This window comes from Kitasatospora sp. NPDC058444, assembly GCF_042721415.1.
GTDB lineage: Bacteria > Actinomycetota > Actinomycetes > Streptomycetales > Streptomycetaceae > Kitasatospora.
Genome location: NZ_JBHXLL010000015.1, coordinates 19960 through 35305, shown reverse-complemented (window position 1 = coordinate 35305; position 15346 = coordinate 19960). Strand labels below are relative to the sequence as shown.

Annotated in this window: 15 protein-coding genes; 5 read left to right on the top strand and 10 right to left on the bottom strand. The window is 71.5% G+C overall.

Translation table 11 applies throughout. The features are described from left to right. Window positions 1-102: 102 nt before the first annotated feature. From ACFWP2_RS17750 to ACFWP2_RS17740, 3 genes are all read right to left on the bottom strand, one after another. Window positions 103-894 carry a DUF2785 domain-containing protein gene (locus ACFWP2_RS17750; RefSeq protein ID WP_380452152.1) on the bottom strand — a complete coding sequence of 264 codons (792 nt, stop codon included), beginning with the start codon at window positions 892-894 and terminating at the stop codon, window positions 103-105. Window positions 895-1004: 110 nt separating this feature from the next. Next, window positions 1005-2369, bottom strand: a complete 1365-nt coding sequence (gene lysA / locus ACFWP2_RS17745) for a diaminopimelate decarboxylase (protein WP_380452150.1) — start codon at window positions 2367-2369, stop codon at window positions 1005-1007. A gap of 52 nt (window positions 2370-2421) precedes the next feature. Next, window positions 2422-2595 carry a hypothetical protein gene (locus ACFWP2_RS17740; protein WP_380452147.1) on the bottom strand — a complete coding sequence of 58 codons (174 nt, stop codon included), beginning with the start codon at window positions 2593-2595 and terminating at the stop codon, window positions 2422-2424. A 312-nt stretch (window positions 2596-2907) separates the two neighbouring features. Between ACFWP2_RS17740 and kdpB the strand changes: the two genes are divergently transcribed. The 3 genes from kdpB (at window position 2908) to ACFWP2_RS17725 (ending at window position 6734) form a co-directional block, all read left to right on the top strand. Beyond that, window positions 2908-5160 (top strand): potassium-transporting ATPase subunit KdpB, encoded by a 2253-nt coding sequence (kdpB, locus tag ACFWP2_RS17735; RefSeq protein WP_380452144.1) that lies wholly within the window; start codon window positions 2908-2910, stop codon window positions 5158-5160. Window positions 5161-5352: 192 nt separating this feature from the next. Beyond that, entirely contained in the window at window positions 5353-5838 is a 486-nt protein-coding gene (locus ACFWP2_RS17730) for a universal stress protein (RefSeq protein ID WP_380452141.1), read from the top strand. Between the two features lie 434 nt (window positions 5839-6272). Beyond that, window positions 6273-6734: a hypothetical protein gene (locus ACFWP2_RS17725; protein ID WP_380452139.1), complete on the top strand. Its 462-nt coding sequence runs from the start codon at window positions 6273-6275 to the stop codon at window positions 6732-6734. Here the strand turns inward: ACFWP2_RS17725 and ACFWP2_RS17720 are convergent, their stop codons facing one another. The 6 genes from ACFWP2_RS17720 to ACFWP2_RS17695 all read right to left on the bottom strand — a co-directional run bounded on the left by ACFWP2_RS17720 (window position 6735) and on the right by ACFWP2_RS17695 (window position 13266). Then, complete coding sequence (locus ACFWP2_RS17720; RefSeq protein ID WP_380452136.1) at window positions 6735-7358, bottom strand: hypothetical protein; 624 nt, start codon at window positions 7356-7358, stop codon at window positions 6735-6737. A gap of 91 nt (window positions 7359-7449) precedes the next feature. Beyond that, on the bottom strand, window positions 7450-10818 hold the full coding sequence (locus ACFWP2_RS17715) for a hypothetical protein (RefSeq protein WP_380452133.1): 3369 nt from the start codon (window positions 10816-10818) through the stop codon (window positions 7450-7452). A 49-nt stretch (window positions 10819-10867) separates the two neighbouring features. Next, entirely contained in the window at window positions 10868-11293 is a 426-nt protein-coding gene (locus ACFWP2_RS17710) for a cupredoxin domain-containing protein (protein WP_380452131.1), read from the bottom strand. After that, window positions 11293-11751, bottom strand: a complete 459-nt coding sequence (locus ACFWP2_RS17705; protein ID WP_380452128.1) for a hypothetical protein — start codon at window positions 11749-11751, stop codon at window positions 11293-11295. Before ACFWP2_RS17705 ends, ACFWP2_RS17710 begins: the two co-directional genes overlap by 1 nt. A 452-nt stretch (window positions 11752-12203) precedes the next feature. Beyond that, window positions 12204-12401: a DUF397 domain-containing protein gene (locus tag ACFWP2_RS17700; protein WP_380452125.1), complete on the bottom strand. Its 198-nt coding sequence runs from the start codon at window positions 12399-12401 to the stop codon at window positions 12204-12206. Window positions 12402-12414: 13 nt separating this feature from the next. Next, window positions 12415-13266 carry a helix-turn-helix domain-containing protein gene (locus tag ACFWP2_RS17695; protein WP_380452122.1) on the bottom strand — a complete coding sequence of 284 codons (852 nt, stop codon included), beginning with the start codon at window positions 13264-13266 and terminating at the stop codon, window positions 12415-12417. Window positions 13267-13457: 191 nt separating this feature from the next. On the opposite strand from ACFWP2_RS17695, the gene ACFWP2_RS17690 reads away from it, so the two are divergent. Together ACFWP2_RS17690 and ACFWP2_RS17685 are read left to right on the top strand one after the other, a co-directional pair. Next, entirely contained in the window at window positions 13458-13790 is a 333-nt protein-coding gene (locus ACFWP2_RS17690; RefSeq protein ID WP_380452119.1) for a hypothetical protein, read from the top strand. Window positions 13791-13948: 158 nt separating this feature from the next. Continuing rightward, the gene (locus ACFWP2_RS17685) at window positions 13949-14362 is read left to right on the top strand and encodes a peptidase inhibitor family I36 protein (protein ID WP_380452116.1); all 414 of its coding nucleotides are present in this window, start codon (window positions 13949-13951) and stop codon (window positions 14360-14362) included. A 63-nt stretch (window positions 14363-14425) separates the two neighbouring features. Here the strand turns inward: ACFWP2_RS17685 and ACFWP2_RS17680 are convergent, their stop codons facing one another. Then, window positions 14426-15301 carry an alpha/beta fold hydrolase gene (locus ACFWP2_RS17680; protein ID WP_380452113.1) on the bottom strand — a complete coding sequence of 292 codons (876 nt, stop codon included), beginning with the start codon at window positions 15299-15301 and terminating at the stop codon, window positions 14426-14428. Window positions 15302-15346: the final 45 nt, after the last annotated feature.

The window sequence follows — 15346 nt, the reverse complement described above, 5'->3', positions numbered from 1 at the left end:
CGAACGCCCCGTCACCGGCGGCCCCCCCCCCCAACCCCCCCCGCGCGGGGGGCGCCCGTCTGCCGGCGCCGGCCCCCCCCCCCCACGGCAGCGGTCCACGGCTCAGGCGTACGGGAACACCGGCTGCCACACCTCGGCCAGCCGGGCCTTGACCGCGGATCCGTGCGCCAGCGGGCCGGGCCGCCCGCCGCGCTCCGTGGGCACCCCGAGGTCTGCCAGTGCGTAGAGGGCGAGCAGGGTGCGGACCGTGTTGGAGGCCCAGACCGGCATCGGCCCGCGCTCCATCCCGACGAAGACGTCACCCACCGTCGACAGCCAGGCCGTCGACCGCTCCGGTGTCAGGTCGGGGCGGGTGAGGACGAGGGCGAGGGCCCTGGCGAGCCGGTTGTCCTCCCGTTCGGCGAACAGGTGGTCGGTCGGCGCGAGCAGGCGCTCCGCGGCGAGCACCAGCAACGGCTCCGGGTCGACCTCGGGCCGCCGGCCGAAGGCCCCCAGCAGGTCCGCGCCGTGCGCCACGGCGTGCAGCCAGCCGAGCGTCTCGTCACGGCCCCGCAGGTCGGCCTCCGAGCGGTACCAGGCGGCGAACGCGTCGATCCACTCGGCCCTGAGCACTCCCTGATCCACGATCATCTTCAGCACGAGCGGGGCGAACGTCCGGGCCTCGATCCGCGGATCGGCGAAACGTTCCGCCATCAGGTCCCCGAGTGCCAGGCACCGCTCGCCGTCGATCACCCCGCGCCGGATCCAGGTGTCCAGGACCGCGTACGGGTACCCGTCCCGGACCTCGGGATCCGGGTCCCCCAGGGCTTCCGCCAGCTCCGCGACCAGGTCGTCCAGCCGGCGCCCCGCGGGGAGCGCGCAGTCGTTCTCGTGGATCTCACGCCAGTTCGTCACGCGCGCGACCCTACCGAAGCCCCTCAGGGCCTCTCACCTGCTTTTTTGCCCAGACATCTGCACGAGAAGTCGGCCGGGCCGACTTCTCGCGCCACCACCGTGTCTCCCCCTCAGCGGCCGACCTCGCGCAGGCGGAAGTCCTCCACCGTCTCCCGGCGGATCAGCAGGCGTGCCCGGCCGTCCTTCACCGCCACCACCGCCGGGCGGCCGACCAGGTTGTACCCCGACGCCATGGACAGCTGGTACGCGCCGGCCGCCGGCACGGCCAGCAGGTCGCCCGGGCGCAGGTCGGCGGGCAGCACCGCGTCCCGGACCAGGACGTCCCCGGCCTCGCAGTGGCGGCCGACCACGTCGACCCGCGTCTCCCCCGCCTCCGAGCGGCGGCCGATCAGCCGCACCGTGTACGGCGATCCGTACAGGGCCGGGCGCGGGTTGTCGCTCATGCCGCCGTCCACCGCGACGAAGCAGTGGCCGTCCGCGGTGTGCTTGACGGACAGCACCCGGTACACCGCCACCGCGGCCGGACCGGCGATCGCACGACCGGGTTCGACGATCAACCGCGGCACCTCCAGCCCGGCCTCGGCGCAGCGCACCGCCAGCCGGTCGGTCACCCGCACGGCGAACCCGGCGAGGTCCAGCTCCTCGTCCCCGGGCAGGTAGCGGATGCCGTGCCCGCCACCGAGGTCCAGCTCCGGCAGCTCCACGCCGTGCCGCTCCCGCACCTGCGCGAGCAGCCGCACCAGCGCGTCCACCGCCTCCAGGTACGGCTCGACCGAGGTGATCTGCGAGCCCAGGTGGCAGTGCAGCCCCGCCAGTTCGAGGCCCGGCTGGTCGAGCACCCGGGCGATGGCGTCCGCCGCGTCGCCGCCCTCGATCGGGAAGCCGAACTTCTGCCCGCCGACCCCGGTCCGCACCGCCGCGTGGTGCCCGGCGGCGATCCCGGGAACCACCCGGACCAGCACCTTCTGCGGCGTGTCGGCGGCCACCAGCGCGGCCAGCCGGGCGATCTCCGCCGGGCCGTCGATGACGATCCGCCCGACCCGCAGCCGCCGGGCCAGCCGCAGTTCGTCCGGGGACTTGGCGTTGCCGTGCAGCAGGATCCGCTGCGCGGGGAAGCCGGCCGAGACCGCCAGCCACAGCTCGCCCGAGGAGCACACGTCCAGCCCCAGGCCTTCCTGTTCCGCCCAGTCGGCCATCACGCTGCACAGGAAGGCCTTGGCCGCGTACAGCACCTCGGCGTGCGGCAGCGCCCGCCGGTACGCCCGGGCGCGCCCCCTGACCTCGGCTTCGTCCAGCACGTACAGCGGCGTTCCGAACCGCTCGGCGGCCTCGGCCAGCCCCACCCCGCCCACGACCACATCGGCTCCCCGGCCGGGCCGCGCCGAGGCCGGCCAGGGGCCGCCGAGCAGGTCGGCGGAAGTGGTCCCAGGGGTGACGGGGGTGACAGGGACGGACGGGGCGATGAGCTGGGTCATGGCGGCTGCTCCTCTGGGTGGGCGCGTGGGCGGCGGGACGCCCTGACGGGTGTCAGTCCTCGTAGTGCATCGCGAACCGGCAGTTCGCCGGGCGGGTGCGGTCCCGGTCGGCAGCCCGGGACGGTTCCGGCGGCTCGGGGCGGTCCCGGCGCCAGGCGGCGGGCACGAGGCGGACCGTCCGCTCCAGCGGCTCGTCGACGTCGATGACGGCGGTGACAGTGGTCATGGCGGGGTCCCTCCATACGACGGCCCGGGCGGCCGCACCCCTCCAGTGGAGACCCTCCGCACACCGACCGCACCCGCCCTTGACGCAGGGCGTACGGCCCGGGGCCCGTCCTTGACGCCTTCCTGACAGCGGTCCGGCGGCCGGCCGGCGACGGTGTCAGAGGTCCGTCAAGGACGGCCGCCGCGCCGACAAGCCTGTGTCAAGAGCGGCATGTCCGCCGGTTCGCCGGTGGTGGGCTGTCCGCCGTCCCCGCAGCCCCACCGAAACCGCCGTCCCCACTGAACGGGGCGGCCCGGAAGGTCCCCCGAGACGATGCGCCGTTCGGCCCTCACCACCCCGGACACCACCCGGAACACCAACCGGAACGCCACCCCGAGCGCCAGCCCGGGCACCGCCCCCGGCACCGCCCCGGACGCCACCGCCGGCCGGCAGAACTGGTTCCGCCGCCCGCAGCCGCCCGCGCCCGAGCCGCCGCACCCGAGCCACCGCCCGTCCAAGTCCACCGGCCGCCGCCGGCTGATCACCCGCCGCCAGCTGGCCGAGGCGCTGCCCGCCGCCGTCCGCAAGCTCCATCCGCGCACCATGATGCGCAATCCGGTGATGCTGGTGGTCGAGACCGGCTCCGCGCTCACCACGATCAGCGCCGTCCTCCACCCGGGCGTCTTCGCCTGGGTGATCTCCTTCTGGCTCTGGCTGACCGTGCTGTTCGCCAACCTGGCCGAGGCGGTCGCGGAGAGCCGCGGCAAGGCGCAGGCCGACTCCCTTCGCCGCGCCCAGTCCGCCACCACCGCCCGGCGCCTGCTGCACTGGCGGGTCGGCACCCGCGACCTGCGCCACGAGGTCATCCCCGCCGAGCAGTTGCTGCTGCACGACATCGTCCTCGTGCCGGCCGGTGAGGTGATCCCGCAGGACGGCGAGGTGGTCGAGGGCGTCGCCACGGTCGACGAGTCGGCCATCACCGGGGAGTCGGCGCCCGTCGTCCGGGAGTCGGGCGGCGACCGCACCGGCGTCACCGGCGGCACCAGGGTCCTCTCCGACCACCTGGTCGTCCGGATCACCTCGCGGCCCGGGCAGAGCTTCGTCGACCGGATGATCGCCCTGGTCGAGGGCGCCAACCGGCAGAAGACGCCGAACGAGATCGCGCTCAACATCCTGCTGGCCTCGCTGACCATCGTCTTCCTGCTGTCCGTCGTCTCGCTCCAGCCGATGGCCATCTACGCCCACTCACCCCAGACCACCATCGTGCTGGTCGCGTTGATGGTCGCGCTCATCCCGACCACCATCGGTGCTCTGCTCTCCGCCATCGGCATCGCCGGAATGGACCGGCTGGTGCAGCGCAACGTGGTCGCGCTCTCCGGCCGGGCGGTGGAGGCCGCCGGCGACGTGGACGTGCTGCTGCTCGACAAGACCGGCACCATCACCCACGGAAACCGCCGGGCCGTCGCCCTGCACCCGCTGCCCGGCGCGACCACCGAACAGCTCGCCGAGGCCGCCCAGTTGGCCTCCGTCGCGGACGAGACGCCGGAGGGGCGATCGCTGATCGAGCTGACGAACCGTCAGTACTGGGTGCCGCCGCGCTCCCCCGGCGAACTCGGCGAGCAGCAGCACGTCCCCTTCACCGCGCACAGCCGGATGAGCGGCGTGGACCTCGCCTGGCCGGACGGCACCACCTGCCTGATCCGCAAGGGCGCCGCGAGCGCCGTCGCCCGCTGGGTGGTGAACTCCGGCGGGCGGCTGCCGATGGAGGCCAAGCCGCTGGTGGACCGGATCGCCGAGGCCGGCGGCACCCCGCTGCTGGTCGCCGTCCACGACCGGCACGGGGCAAGGGCGTTGGGTGTCGTCGAGCTCAAGGACGTGGTGAAGGAGGGCATCGCCGAACGCTTCGCCGAACTGCGGCGGATGGGCATCCGCACCGTCATGGTCACCGGCGACAACCCGCTGACCGCGCGCGCCATCGCCGCCGAGGCCGGGGTGGACGACTTCCTCGCCGAGGCCACCCCGGAGGACAAGCTCGCCCACCTGCGGCGCGAGCAGGCCGCCGGGAACATGGTCGCGATGACCGGCGACGGCACCAACGACGCCCCCGCGCTCGCCCAGGCCGACGTCGGCGTCGCGATGAACTCCGGCACCCCGGCCGCCAAGGAGGCCGGCAACATGGTCGACCTCGACTCCAATCCGGCGAAGCTGATCGAGATCATCCGAGTGGGCAAGCAACTCCTCATCACCCGGGGCGCGTTGACCACCTTCTCGATCACCAACGACGTGGCCAAGTTCTTCGCGATCATCCCCGCGATGTTCGCCGACGCCTACCCCGCGCTGCACCACCTCAACATCATGGAACTGCACAGCCCCACCTCGGCGATCGCCTCCGCGATCATCTTCAACGCGCTGATCATCATCGCCCTGATCCCGCTCGCCCTGCGCGGCGTGCGCTACCAGCCGGCCTCCGCGACCGACCTGCTCCGGCGCAACCTGCGGGTGTACGGACTGGGCGGGCTGGTGCTGCCGTTCCTCGGCATCAAGGCGATCGACCTGCTGATCCAGTTCGTCCCGGGTCTGGGCTGAGGGACCCCTCCCGTCGGGCCTCCGGCCGCCCTGTCAGAAGGACGTCAAGATGTGTGCGACCTGCGTCATGGTCGTGTCAGCGGCGGTACGGAGGCGTCCGTTCCGCGGTTCACTGGAGTCATCCGAAGCAAGGAGTGCCGAACCGGCGGAGCCCGATGGAGAGAGCCGCCGGAGAGACGGAGGCGAACGGCCATGTCCGGGACCACCCGAGTGATCGTCGGCCTGAGCGGGTCACTGAGCAGTCTGGCCGCCCTCTACCACGCCGTCGGCGAGGCGGCCCGGCAGGCAGCGGTCCTGGTACCCGTCGCCGCCTGGACCGCGAACGAGCGGGACGGCCTGCGCCCGCTCTCCGAACTGGAGCACGCCGCCCGCCGGCGCCTCGACGTCGCCTTCGACCAGGCTTACGGCGGCTACCCGTCCGGCCTGGTCATCCGCCCGCTGGTGGTCAACGCCGAACCCGGCCCGGCCCTGGTCGGCGCCGTCACCGGCCCCGAGGACCTGCTCGTGCTCGGCGTCGCCACCCGCCGCCGCCTGGACCGCCTGCGGCACGGCTCCGTCGCCCGCCACTGCCGCCACCGGGCCGGCTGCCGGGTGGTCGAGGTCTCGCCGTCGGCGCTGCTCACCCGCCTCGAACTCCCGGCCCGCACCGGCGCTCCGCTGCCCCTGCTGGCCCGCTGACGGCCTGCCGCCCCCGCCGGCCCCACTGCCGTACCGCTCCACACCCAGCGCCCGTCCGCGCGCCCCGGCCACCCTGCCGGGGCGCGGACGGGCGCTCTCCCATGTCACCGCGAGCCCGGGCTCCGCAACTTCGACAAGCCTGTCGAAGTTGGCATGCCCGGGCTATGCTGACTCGAAGCCCACCCGCAGTCGGGCTCCTCGCCCCGTCGATGGACGCACCGCCCCGGCGCGCCCGACCGGAAGGAGGTCACAGCCTCCTCAAGAAGGCCAATCGGCCACCCGCATCGCACATGTGACGGTCCGTCAATTCCGATCCGCGATTTCACCGCCTGAGCCGTGACGCGTGCCCCGGGCCGCCCACCGCCGTTGTACGGAAGGTGAATCGCCGCGCCCGCCCGAAACCCCCGGCCGCCCTGCCGAGGAAGAGGTTCCGCATGACGACGTCCCGGACCCACCCGCGCCCCGCCGAGGCCGCGGTGCTGCTCACCGCGCTCGGCCTGCTCGTCCTGGAGGAGATCGCCCTCGGCATGGCCGAGGAGGAGGACCGCCCCGTCATCGGCGGCATCCTGATCGGCGCCTCCGGCACCGGCCTGCTGGTCGTCGGCGCGGTGCTGCTCAGCCGCTGGATCGACCTCCGCCGCCCGCTCCCACTGCCCCCACCCGGCCCCCACGGCCGCGAGTACAGCGCCCGCGCCCTCGAAGGCTTCCCGATGGAGGCCGTCCGCCCCCTGCTGCTCGCCGAGAACGCCCCCCAGCTCGGCCACCTGTACTCCGCCTGGATGCTCGCCCGGGCCGGCCGCCCGGCCCCCTGGATCGCCCGCCGCCTGGCCATCCCCCCGGACGCCGCCCAGCTCCTGGTCGACGCCGCCCGCACGGCAAGACTCGACCGCGCCTGATCAGCGCCGCTGCCCGGGAGCCGCGTTCGCCTGCGCCACCAGGTACGGCACCAGCCCGCGCTCCGCCAGCGCCGCCCGCCAGGCACCCCGAGCCAGCGGCAACTCCCCCGGCCCGCCCGCCGCCTCCCCGGCCTCCGCACCCCTCGACCGGGCCGCCCCCAGCAGCCCCAGCCCGCCCACCAGCAGACTCACCGCGGCCGCCCCGGCCGACAACCCCCCGGCCTCCAGCAGCGCGTGCGCCAGCACCTCCAGGTCCTCGACCAGCCCCAGCACGAAGCCCAGCAGCAGGAAGATCACCGCCGCCGTCACCGCGATGATCGGCACGACCACCCCCAACACCCCCCACCACCCCGACGCCCGCTCCCGGGAAGGAACGTCCACCGGCAGCCGCGCCACCGCATCGGCATCCGCCCGCAGCGCCACATACCGCTCGTACTCCGGCGCCGCCGCGGCCAGCACGAACTCCGCATTCTCCCGCGCCGCCCGCCGCAACCGCTCCGCACCCCGGGCCTCGTCCCCGCCGGCCCGCAACGCGGCCCGCACCTGCGGAGCGGAGAGCGCCCGCCCCAGCTCCGTCTCGAAGTCCGCCCGATCCTGCTGCGGCAGCCGAAGCGGCCTGTCCATGCTCGTCCCCGTTCGTCACCCGTTTGGTTCTACGGAACTGTAGAACAAGGGGACGGGTAGCAGCATCCCTGTTCACGGGTGGATTCGGTGCTCAGGAGGGGTCGGCCATGGGGACCCGGGCGAGGGCGGCACGGATCAGCTCGGCAGGATCGGGGACCTTGATGCCCCACTCGCGGTACCACTCAGTGATCTGTGCCATCGGATGACCCGTCCTCAGTGACACGTTCAGCAGGTCGGCCAAGGTCATTTCCTCGATCCATAACAACCCGACGGCGCCTGACTTTCCGAGGTCGAGGAGATCACCCGCGTGCTCCACCGTAAGCCCGCGCGGCAGGTCGTCAGAGGACGGAACGATCCCGCGGGTCCTCAGGTGGCGAGCCAGTTCCCCAGGATGCAGGTGAAGCGTCCGAGCTGCATCGATCAAGCGCGCGAAGGGCACGGGGTCACCCAACGGCAGGTTGTCCCAATCCATCGCGCCATCGAGCACGAAGAGTTCCCTGTCCAGCCGGTCCGGGCGCTTCGGCAGAACGATCGGGATCTCCGCCCCACAGGCCCGGAGCCGCTCGATCACCTCACGGAACGAGTGCTTGCCAAGCTCCCCGAACATAAAGATCAAGTCGTAAGTCAGCTCGCCAGGATCGTGCCACCACAACTCTGCCAACTGGCTGATCTCCGGATCCCAGTCATCGGCATCCGTCGCTCCCGCGGCCACAGTTCCGGTCAGAGCCACCGCAGCCTGGCGAGGGATGACCACGGGCGGGCGGCCAGGCCCCAGCTCAAAGACGAAGTCACGAGCGGGAAGCACGCCGAGTCCAGCAGCCCGATCGCGGGCCTGCTTGAGCGTGATGCCGAGATCCCGCCCGAGATCCAAGACCCACTCTCCGTCCGGTCGCCCCAGAGTCCATGACCTGACCCCGAGGGACTGATGCCTTGGCGCCAGCACTGCTATATCGGATGGCATCGCTGTGCGCACATTCCGGGACACGAGGAGCTCCGGACAGAGAGCAGCCAGCTCCGGAACCGAGGAATCCACGTCATAGGCCATCATCCGCCAGAGCAGGACATGATCGGGCGGGTTACCGTTGACGTTCCCCGTCACGAACTCGACGGAGGACTTGAACCATGTGAGGATTCCGTCATCCGCCAGGAAGCAGCCGGTCCGGCAGACGTCGTATTCGGCGCCCAGGAAATCCAACCGGCGCCCCTGCCGAATGACTTCGGCAGCCACGACATCAGCTAGCTGGTAGTTCCCGTCCGTCACCTGGTGAATCCACCCCATGCTCAGCACGGCCGAGTCACGGCTCACGAACTCGCCCACGGCTGCCTCCAGCAGATCCCGGACGGGCTCCGACAGGTCGCTGATGACGCGGCGGCGATCAACGGACAGCTTTGCCGGTGACATCCGTCCGGTGAGGTTCACGACGGCGCCGGCCAATCCGCGCGGCGAGATGACGCCTCGGACGCCCTCCGGCTCGACCACCAGGCCGTCCACCAGCAGGGCCCCGCCATGCTCGCACCACGTCACCTGCACGCCCTCCGGGGCATCGTTCCAGGGCGTCGTGGCACCCCAGGCGTTGAGGCCGAAGGTCTCGCCCCGAGGTGCCTTCCGGGGCTTCAGGACTCCGGGATCCCAGCTGGTCTCCCGCTCGAAGTGCACCGCCGAGGTGGAGAACTCGGCGACGGCCAGGAGGCGTTCGAGGACGTCGACGCACGACCACGACTCCGCCAGCTCGATGTCGTCCCGCAGGTACAGCCTCACGGTGGTGCCCGGCTCGCGACCCTGCTCCGATCGTTTGGCGATGCGGAAGAGGTGGCTCGGGCCGTAGATGGAGACCTCCAGCTCCGGGCCCAACTGACCTGTGGCGTTCAGGCGGCAAGTGTTGACCCGGATCTCGTCGGCGAGCATGAAGTAGCTCAGCACGCCGATGCCGAAGCGGCTGTTGGGATACAGCTCGACGGGCGGATCCACCTTGCGCCACTCGGCGCGTTCGAGCTTGAAGTCCAACTGCTCCGCGAACCGTGCGCCGGCGTTGGAGAAGACTCCCCGCAACTCCTCCTCGCCCATGCCGACGCCGTTGTCCTGACACTCCAGGTAGGCGCGGCCGTCCTCGTCCACGCCTTGGCGGAACTCGATGCGGCCGTCGTAGGAAAGTGTGCCCAGACGGAAGGTCCGCGACCGGTCCAGGTACTGCACGCGGGCCCGGGCGTACCGGCAGGCGTCGAGGGCGTTCTGGTAGAGCTCGCGGACGGCCAGGTCCCGGTCGCGGTAGAGCTCGATGCCCATCAGCAGGCTGCGGACCCGGCGTTCGTCCATGCGGAAGCGTGCCCAGCCGGTGAACGCACCGGCGGCGGGGGCGGCCTCGTCCGAGGTGAGGCGGGTGGGGAGTGGGTGCGTCGGGAGGACGCGACGGACGGCGTGGAGGAGTTCGTCGGCGCGGGCGGTGTACTCGCGCAGGCCTTCGACCACTGCCTCGTGGTGGCACTCGGCGCGTAGCACCGGCAGGTCGTAGGAGCCGCCCCAGACCGCCAGTTCGAGTGTCCGGCGCAGGTCGGCGAGGTCGACCTCGTCCGGGATGCCGAGGTGTTCGGCCACGATCTCGGGGAGCGCCGTCATCTCGATGGCGGTCCCGTACGCCAGTGCCAGCAGGAGGGCCAACCTCGGCTCCCGGACGTGCTGTTCGCCCGGGGCCCGCAGGTGGTCGTCCGCACTGAGGCCGGCGAGGTAGTCGCGGTTGCCGACGTCCGGGCCTCGGCGCAGACCGTGGAGCAGTGCGCAGACGCGCTTGGGTGAGAAGGTCTCCTCAAGCTGCGCGAGCATCGGGAGTCGGTCCAGGATCTCGCCGACGCCCTCGGGGTCGGCGAGGTCCTCGTGCTGGTCGAGCCAGCGGTGGAACAGCCACCAGCCGAGCGGGCCAGCGGAGGCGGGGCGGGTTCGGGTGCGCCCCACGAGCAGGTCGTAGGACTCGATGAACTGCTCGTAGGCCGATCGGTGGGCGTCGGGCTCGGGTGAGGGTGCAAGGTCGGTCGGCCTGACGGCGGACCGTGCCGCCGCCAGGTTCAACGACCGGACGCGGTAGAGGAACGGGAGCACGGCCAGCAGCGCGGCCTCCGCCGGGTAGAGGTCCAGCTCGGCGTTGCCGAGCAACCAGCCGACCCGCTTGGCGAAGCGCTCCGCGATGCCCGGGTCCTGCCAGGGGTCGTCCGCCAGGTCGACCGAGTCCCGGAGCCGGGCCAGCTCACCGACGGCCTCCTGTACGACGCGCTGGTACTGCTCGGCGTTCGGGTCCTCGCGGACGTGCTGCCAGACGCGGGAGCCCGCGACGAGCTTCACCCACTCGTCGGCCCCGTCCGGCACCACCGGGGATCGGCTCCCGCCCACGTTGACCACGCCGATGCTCCCGGCCTGCACGACCGGCCCGGTTACCGGACCGTTCACCGTGTTCGACGTGTTGTCGACCATCCCTCGTGCCCTCCCCAAGTGCAGGGCACGAGCGTAGGGCAATCGCCCCTCAGGACACGGTCAGGATGCCGCGCATGAAGTGGTGGAACGAGCAGAGGTACGAGTACGCCCCCGGCTGCGTCGGCCCGGCCAGGGTGGCCGTCGCCCCCGGGGCGATCGGCCCGGTGTCGAAGGTGCCGTCCTGGGCGGTGAGGGAGTGGGTGGTGGTGCCGGTGTTGGTCACGGTCACCACCGCGCCCGGGCCGAGGGTGAAGTCGGCCGGCTCGAAGGAGAAGTCGCGGATCGTCACCGTCCCCGCGAAGGGGCTTGGGGACGGGGCCGGTGAGGACGGTGGGGGTGACGGTTCGGACGGCGTCACGACGGGGCTGGTGGTCTCCTCCGGGCCCGGCACCACGAACGAGCTGAGGCAGCCGGTCAGCGAGGGGCCGGCTGCGACCAGCAGCAGGAGGGCGGCGGCCCGGCGGGGCGCGCGCATCAGGCCGTGGTGGTGGCCAGTTTGACCCGCTTGGCGTCGGCGGCGGCGGGCGGGGTGGCGCCGAGGTTGGAGACAGTGGCGGTCAGGACGGCGTCGACGTCCGGGAGCCAGTTGGTGGTCTTGGACTGGACGACGACTTGCCGTGTCTGCGGTGTCCCGTCGCAGATCACGTCCGTCTCATCCGTCCGGCTGGAGCCGAAGGCGACCGACGAGGAGTCCTCCGGGTCCTTCTGCTCCGCCGAGACGGTGAGCGAGCGGGCTTCGGTCGTGACCGTGCAGAGGTATTCGACCTGCACCCGGATCCGGCCGGGGAGCCTGGGGTCGATCGTGGCGTCGCCGAGGGTGACGGTGGTGGCGGGGACCGGGTCGTCGGCCACTGCGGGGACGGCGGCGCCGGTGAGGCCGGTGAGGCCGGTGAGGGCCGAGGTGAGTACCGTCAGGACGATCCACCGCTGCACTGCAACCTCCCGGTCCGAGAACGTGTTGCGGCCGACGTTAATCGGCTGGGGTTCCGCCCGCGCGCCCAACCGTTCCGAGCGTCACGCCAACGGCCCAAGCGCCCCTGACGACGTCCCCGTCACTGCCGCCGGAGCCAGACCGCCCAGGTCAGCGCCGCGCACCCCGCGTACGCCGGCAATCGCCGTTCGGCTTCACCTCGTACGGGGGCGTGGTGGCATGGCTGCCGCTGTTCATGTTCGTGATCCTCTTCGGACTGAGCATGGGCCCGCCGCCATGGCCCTCCTCGGCGACCGCGCCTGGCCGACCCTCCGGAACCCGAGCCGTCACGCGGCACCCACCTCCGAGCCCTCCCTCGACCGGTAGCCGCGCGCGTGAGAAGTCGGCCAGGCCGACTTCTCACGTAGACAGGCGCCGGCCCGTGCCCCAGGACCCCTGGGGCACGGGCCGTACGTCACGTCGTCAGGTGGTCGAACTCTCCCGCCCTCACACCGCACAGGAACGCGCGCAGCGCGTCAGGCGTGGTGGTGAGAATGGTGTCGGGAGAATCGCTCTCACGAATCCTGACGACGGTGTCGGCAACTGCTGAGACGTAGATGCAGTTGGCAGTGTCGCCACTGAACGAGGACTTCTGCCAGCTCTGTACAGCCATGTTTGTTCCCGTCTCAAATTTCTTGGGCGGTACGGCGAATCAGGTCGCGAGAAGCACCGGGCTTGAGTGCGCTCGCCTCCAGCCGATCCAATACGGCTCGATACTTGATCAGCTGCGGCTCGGCGTCAATGAACTCGAATCGGTCCCCATCGACCTGGACTGTGTCCAGCCGCGCAACCTCTGCGGCGAAGTACACGATCCCGGCACCGGAGCTGGGGTAGCTACCGGTGCCGAACGGGATGACGCGCAGGTCGATGTGCGGGCGTTCGCTCATGGTCAGCAGGTAGTCGAGCTGGTCACTGGCAACCGCTGGGCCGCCGAAGGCCATTCGCAAAGCAGTCTCATGAACGACGGCCGACAGTTGTACCGGCTGCTCGCCGAAGAGCACCGCCTGCCGCTTGATGCGATGAGAAACCAGGTGTTCCACCTCTGGCGGCGACAAGGGTGGAACTACGTCCCGGAAGAGTGCGCGAGCGTGCTCAGGGGTCTGGAGAAGGCCGGGGATGTGAACCACAGTGGCGATCCGCATCGTATGCGAGTGGTGTTCGAGTTCGGCCAGGTCGAGTGCTCCGGCCGGAAGGATCTCGCGGTACTCCTCCCACCAGCCCCGGGTGCGGCCGCCGGTCATGTGGGTCAGCGCCTCGATCAGGGCCTCATCCGCACAGCCGTAGAGGCGTGCCAGCGTCCGTACCCGATCCGCGCTCACCGGGTATCCACCGGACTCGATGTTGCTGATCCGGGACTGAGTGGCACCGTGCAGTTCCCCGGCCCGGGTGACCGACAGTCCTGCCTGCTCACGCAACCGGCGCAACTCCGCGCCGAGGCGCCGCTGCCGGATGCTCGGCGGGGTCTTGCTGGGCGGCATCCGCTGTCTCCTCGCTTGTCGACCGCCTTCGTCGGTGCCGTCACCCTTTGGGGTGGTCGTGATACAGATTCCCCTGAGGCGGTGGACTACATACTACCGACTGTCTATTTTTGATCCTGCGTCAGAGGACAATCGCCGCCCTGTGATGACGGCAGAGCGGCGCCCACCTCCCATTCACGTAGGAGACTTCCATGACTGCTGCGCCCTCGCAAAACTCCCTCCCAGCCGACACCGACACGACGTTCGACCAGGAGTTGTGCGGGCTCGTGCTCGACACCGCGCCCCGGCTGTTCGCCGTCGTCCAGGTGTGCGGCGAGGGCGCTGACGGGTGGGTCGCGGCCTGGGGGCTCGCCGAATCCGACGGCCGGACCCACGTGTTCGGCGTCGACGGGCGGACGCGCATGACCCTTGGCTCGCCCGAGCGGGCCGTACGCCACTTCTCCCGACGGCCGGGCATCACCGCGCGGCTGATCTGGCTCGCGCAGCCAGAGGCGGCCACGGCGACCCAGGCCGCAGCCGCCTGACTCCGCCCCTCCAAATCTGTTCACAAGCGGAAGCGCGCGCAACCGTAGCGCCAACGGGGCGCCCGTGCCAGCCTGTTCGAGGCCTCGGGGGCCGGTGGTCCGCAAGGGACCCGACCCGCCCGGCCTTCCTGCACTGTCGACTGGGACGGGAGTACGGAATGCGCATCAAGATCGGACGGCGTGCGGCCGCGATCGCGGCGGTGGCCACGATGACGGCGGGCGCGGTGGCCATGGCCACCGGGAGCGCCTACGCCGCGGGGCCGGGCGGGGTGGAGGCGTGCCCCAGCGGCAGCGTCTGCCTCTACTACAACTCACCTGGTGTCGGCTGGGGATCGTTCGACAACTTCTCGCCGAACCAGAACCTCGACCTGCACAACTACACCTTCGCCCGCTACGCGAACGGCTCCGGCTACGGGGTGACGATGTACAACAACGCCGCCTCCATCGTGAACAACACCGACCACACGGTGTGGGTCAGCAGGATCAGCGACGGCCTCTGGGTGGGCTTCGGATCGGGGTACGCGGGCTCGCTCAACAGCGCCGCGAACAACGACGCCCGACTGCTCTCCTGACGCACCACGCAGAAACCCGAAGGGCCCTCCACCGCACGTGGGGGCCCTTCGGGCCTTCACGGGCTACCCGATGAATTCCAACAGCCGCTCGTTGACCAACTCGGGCCGTTCCAGGTTGAGTCCGTGCCCGGCACGCTTCACGATCTCCGCCCGCACCCCCGGAATCAGCGCCGTCACCCGCTCCACCGCCTGACGCGGCCGCAGCAGCGCGCTGCGCCGACCGACCAGGACGAACACCGGCAACGCGATCGACGCCAGCTCCTCGTCCGTGAACGGCCGGGCCGGCGGGCGGGAGGACGGCTTGTAGCTACGCATCGCGAGCATCAGCGGCGCGATCATCTCGCGCGGCGCGCTCAGCGCCGGGTTGGCCAGCAGCCGCCCGACCGCCGGGCGCAGCGGGCGCGGGGCGAGCATCCCGAACAGGCCGCCGACCATGTGGGCGTAGAACCGTGCCGGCACCTTCTCGATCCCGCCCGGATCCAGCGACGCGACCGAGGCGAGCCGCTCGGGCGCGTGGATCGCCTGGTTGAGCGCCAGCCAGCCGCCGTACGACACCCCGACCAGGTGCACCCGCTCCAGCCCGAGCCCGGCCAGCACCTCCCCCAGCCATACCGCGTTCTCCGCCGACCCGGCCGCGACGGCGCGCTGCACGCTGCGCCCGGGGTCGTCCAGGGTGGAGATCGCGTAGACGGGGTGGCGCTCCCCCAACTCCTCGATCTGCGGGTACCAGTTGGACGGGTGCCCGGCGTGGCCGTGCAGCAGCACGATCGGCTCGCCGGTCGCCGGGCCGTAGCGGTGGACGTGGACGCTCCCGTACGCCGTCTCGACGTCGAGCTCCTGGCGCGGGCTCGGCCACAGCTCCATCGCCCGGTCGTACGCCGCAAGGAACTTCGCCTTCGCCGCCTCGCTGACGAAGTGTCCGACGCTGGTCCTGGTCATGGCATCCTCCCCTTTTGATGGTATGGTTGTACCACAAAAATATCC